The 3798-nt window shown below is 63.5% G+C and carries 4 protein-coding genes; 2 read left to right on the top strand and 2 right to left on the bottom strand.

Translation table 11 applies throughout. From position 1 onward, the window contains the following. Positions 1 to 6: 6 nt before the first annotated feature. Both OC610_RS22905 and xseA read right to left on the bottom strand, forming a co-directional pair. Positions 7 to 828, bottom strand: coding sequence for a peptidoglycan DD-metalloendopeptidase family protein (locus tag OC610_RS22905; protein ID WP_264431035.1), 822 nt, complete (start codon positions 826 to 828; stop codon positions 7 to 9). Positions 829 to 831: 3 nt separating this feature from the next. After that, a complete protein-coding gene (gene xseA / locus OC610_RS22900) occupies positions 832 to 2211 on the bottom strand; it encodes an exodeoxyribonuclease VII large subunit (RefSeq protein ID WP_264431034.1) in 1380 nt (459 codons plus the stop codon). 228 nt (positions 2212 to 2439) lie between these two features. On the opposite strand from xseA, the gene OC610_RS22895 reads away from it, so the two are divergent. Further along, on the top strand, positions 2440 to 3207 hold the full coding sequence (locus OC610_RS22895; protein ID WP_264431031.1) for a sulfite exporter TauE/SafE family protein: 768 nt from the start codon (positions 2440 to 2442) through the stop codon (positions 3205 to 3207). Positions 3208 to 3277: 70 nt separating this feature from the next. Beyond that, positions 3278 to 3798, top strand: a 521-nt coding sequence (locus OC610_RS22890) for a sugar ABC transporter ATPase (protein ID WP_264431029.1), incomplete at its 3' end; no start/stop codon positions are given.

The following is a 3798-nucleotide window of genomic DNA, read 5'->3' as shown; positions in this document are numbered from 1 at the left end:
AAATGTTCAGGGTTGAAACGCACCGATAAAAATCGCCGGATCCACCCGCGCATCATTCAGGCTGATGTTCCAGTGCATGTGCGGCCCGGTCGCACGGCCGGTGGCGCCGACCTTGCCGACCACCGCGCCGCGGGCCAGTTGCTGGCCGACCTTCACATCGATCTTCGACATGTGGCAGAACATGCTGATGAAGCCTTGGCCATGGTCGACAAACACCGTGTTGCCATTGAAGAAGTAATTGCCGGTGAGGATCACCTTGCCGGCGGCCGGGGTCTTGATCGGTGTGCCGGCGGGCACGGCGAAGTCCAGGCCGGCGTGGGGGTTGCGTTCTTCGCCGTTGAAGAACCGACGCACGCCGAACTTGCTCGACAGCGGGCCGTTGACCGGTTTGTCCAGCAACAGGTTGCTGGGGATGTTCGGGCTGAAGCTGCGGTAGGCCTTCAACTGCACCGCCAGCTCCGCGTCGATGCGCTTGAGATCGGCCGGGTTCGGGTTGACCTGGCGCGTGTTCTTCAGCGTGATGTGCTGCTCGGGGTACTTCTTGAAACCGACCACGAAGGGCTGGGTGGTGCCGCCGCTGCTGATCTGCTGCGTGCCGGGTTGTACCGTCAGCGGAATGCCGACAATTGCCAGCCAATTCTGCTGCTCCTTGACTACCAGCACCGGTTTGCCCTGGTACGTGGCTTTGGGCGCTTGGGCCGCGCTGCCGAGGTCGACCACGGCCACGCCGCCGGGCACCGGTTTGTTCAACAGGCGGGTGATGTAACTGTCGGCGTAGGCGTTGAACGTCAGGCACAGCAACAGCAATGTGGCGAGGAATCGCGGCATGAATCAGTCCAGTAAAGAAAGGGTGACTGGCGTGAGGTGATTGTCTTCGACGCGCACCAGCAGTTCGCCTTCGCCGAGCTTGGCGGTCAGGCGCTGGCCAGTCCGGGTTTGCTCGGCGTTGCGGATGGCATGGCCGCGTTCGTCGAGCAGGATGCTGTAGCCGCGACCGAGGGTCGCCAGCGGGCTGACGATGTGCAGCGTCTGCATCTGGTTCTGTAGCTGGACGCGTCGCGTTTTAAGACCTTCGCGCATCGCCCGGGGCAGGCGTTCGGCGAGGCTGTCGAGGCGCTGGCGCAACATCGCCAGTTGGCGGCCAGGGTGTTGTCCGGCCAGGCGGGTTTCCAGGCGGATCAGCCGTTCGCGGCGGGTGTTGAGGCTGCGTTCGAAGGCCCGGCGCATGCGCATGTCCAAGTCGTCGAGGCGCTGGGCTTGCTGGCGCAGGCGTTCGCCGGGGTGGCGCAGGCGGCGCGTGAGGCCTTCGAGGCGCAACTGGTCGCGCATCAGCCGATCGCGCATGCGCATCACCAGCCGACGGTGCAGGCTTTCGACCCGGCGCACCAGGTCGCCAGCGTCCGGCGCCAGCAGTTCAGCGGCGGCGGACGGGGTAGGGGCGCGCACGTCAGCGACGAAATCGCTGATGGACACGTCGGTTTCATGGCCGACGGCACTGACGATCGGCGTCACGCAGGCGTCCACGGCCCGGGCCACGGCTTCTTCGTTGAAGCACCACAAGTCCTCCAGCGAACCGCCGCCCCGGGCCAGGATCAGCGCGTCGAAGCCGCGGGCATCGGCCAGTTTCAGGGCGCGGACGATTTGCGCGGTGGCCTCGCGGCCCTGCACGGCGGTGGGAATCAAGGTCAGGGAAATCTGCGGCGCGCGGCGGCGGAATACGCTGATGATGTCGCGGATCACCGCGCCCGTCGGTGAGCTGATGATGCCGATGCGTTGCGGATGGGCCGGCAACGGTACCTTGCGCTCGGCACTGAACAGGCCTTCGGCGCTGAGCTTTTCTTTCAGGGCATCGAAGGCCAGGCGCAGGGCGCCATCGCCGGCCGGTTCCACGGTGTCGAGGATCAGTTGATAGTCGCCACGGCCTTCGAACAGCGAGACCTTGCCGCGCACCTTCACCGCCAGCCCGTCCTTCAAGGCCTGGCGCACCCGCGCAGCATTCTGCCGGAACAGCGCGCAACGCACCTGGGCGCCGCTGTCCTTGAGGGTGAAATACACATGGCCGGAGGCGGGGCGGGCGAGGTTGGAGATCTCGCCCTCGACCCAGATGTTGCTGAACACGTCTTCGAGCAACACCCGCGCACGGCCGTTGAGCTGGCTGACAGTCAGGACCTCGCGGTCCAGGCCCAGTCGGGCAAAGGGATCTTTAATCATGGGCGGCATGATAAGGGGATTCGCGGGTGAATCTCCATGTGTACAAGCAATTTGACCGAGTCGTCTGTTTCGCGAGCAGGCTCGCTCCCACATGTCGTTCCAGCGCGACATAAATCCAGTGTGGGAGCGAGCCTGCTCGCGAAGGCGATAGGTCTGTCACCACAATCGCTGGATATGCCATGACACATCTGGCTAAAGTCCCCGCTCTCCTCATCAAGGAAGTGCCGGATGAATTTTCTACCGTGGCTAGGTGAATGGGCATTCGCCCCCACGCAATGGCTCGTGATCGGCTCGGCCATCGTCCTGGCCTACGTCGTATTCGGCATCGCCGGGTTCGGCACGGCGCTGGTGGCGGCGCCGATCCTGCTGTTGTTCATGCCCCTGTCGAAGATCGTCCCGCTGCTGGTCTTGCTGGATTTTGTCGCGGCCTTCGGCAACCTGTTGCCCTCGCGCCGGGAGGTGTCCCGGCCGGAGCTGCTGCGGTTGCTGCCGTGCATGGCGGTGGGTTGCACCTTGGGCGTGATTTTCCTGCTCAACCTCAAATCCGATCTGTTACTGCTGTTGATGGGGCTGTTCATCAGCGCTTATGCGATCTACAGCTTGTTGATCAAGGCCCGGCCGGCGCAGCTGTCGGCGCTGTGGTCGATCCCGATGGGTACGGTGGGCGGGATGTTCGGAGCGTTGTTCGGCAGCGGCGGCTTTTTATACGCCATCTATCTGAACAGCCGCCTGCCCAAGGACGCGGCCCGGGCCACGCAGAGTGCATTGATCAGTTGCAGCACCGTGGTGCGCTTGAGCCTGTTTGTCATCGCGGGCGTGTATGCCGAGCTACCCTTGTTAGTACTGGCGCTGTGTTTGTTGCCGGCCATGGCGCTGGGGCTGTGGGTGGGCCGTCGCCTGACCATGAGGTTGTCGCGCGAGGCGTTCGTGCGCCTGGTGACCTGGCTGGTGCTCGCCAGCGGCATTGCCTTGATCGGACGCTACCTGAGCGCTTGACCTGATCCCGCCAGGGATTAAGCTGCCGGCCCTTTATCAAATCCTGCCAGGGAAACAGCCAGGCCTCGCCATGAATTCGCAAAGCATCATCGTCCCGAAAATTTCCACCTTGCCGGTCCACGAGCCTCGGGCCCGGGCGATCGTGCGTTGGCTGGTGCGCAAGAACATCGTCGAAGAACAACTGACCACCTGCGGACGTACTGGCAATCGCATGGCCCATGCCATCGCCCCGGGTGCCCGCGACGTGGTCCTGCATCCCGACGCGTTGCCTTTCGGCGAACCGGTCAACGGCCTGGAGATCATCACCAAGCGCTGCATCTATACGCCGGCCAAGGGCTTTCTCGAGGAGGCGGGTTGTGCCGAGTGCCGCAAGGAGATTGGCGAAGCGCTGTTCGAAAGCCTGGAAGACTGGATGCCGGGGCGCACCGATAACTTCACCTGCCCTGAATGCGGGCATGAAGACGACATCAATGGCTTCCTGTTCCTGCAACCCTGCGCTTTCTCCAACCTGGGTTTCATCTTCAACAACTGGCTGGAGGCGGGGTTCAAGCAGGACTTTATCGATGAATTCGCCGATTGGCTGGATCAGCC

The sequence above is a fragment of the Pseudomonas agronomica genome (genome assembly GCF_025917275.1).
Lineage (GTDB): Bacteria > Pseudomonadota > Gammaproteobacteria > Pseudomonadales > Pseudomonadaceae > Aquipseudomonas > Aquipseudomonas agronomica.
The sequence above is the reverse complement of the archived record's forward strand: the minus strand, read 5'-3'. Positions and strand labels throughout refer to the sequence as shown.

Bases quoted from the DNA above. Each gene is read 5' to 3' on its own strand.
- OC610_RS22905 (WP_264431035.1), bottom strand. From the start codon at position 828: ATGCCGCGATTCCTCGCCACATTGCTGTTGCTGTGCCTGACGTTCAAC.
- xseA (WP_264431034.1), bottom strand. From the start codon at position 2,211: ATGATTAAAGATCCCTTTGCCCGACTGGGCCTGGACCGCGAGGTCCTG.
- OC610_RS22895 (WP_264431031.1), top strand. From the start codon at position 2,440: ATGAATTTTCTACCGTGGCTAGGTGAATGGGCATTCGCCCCCACGCAA.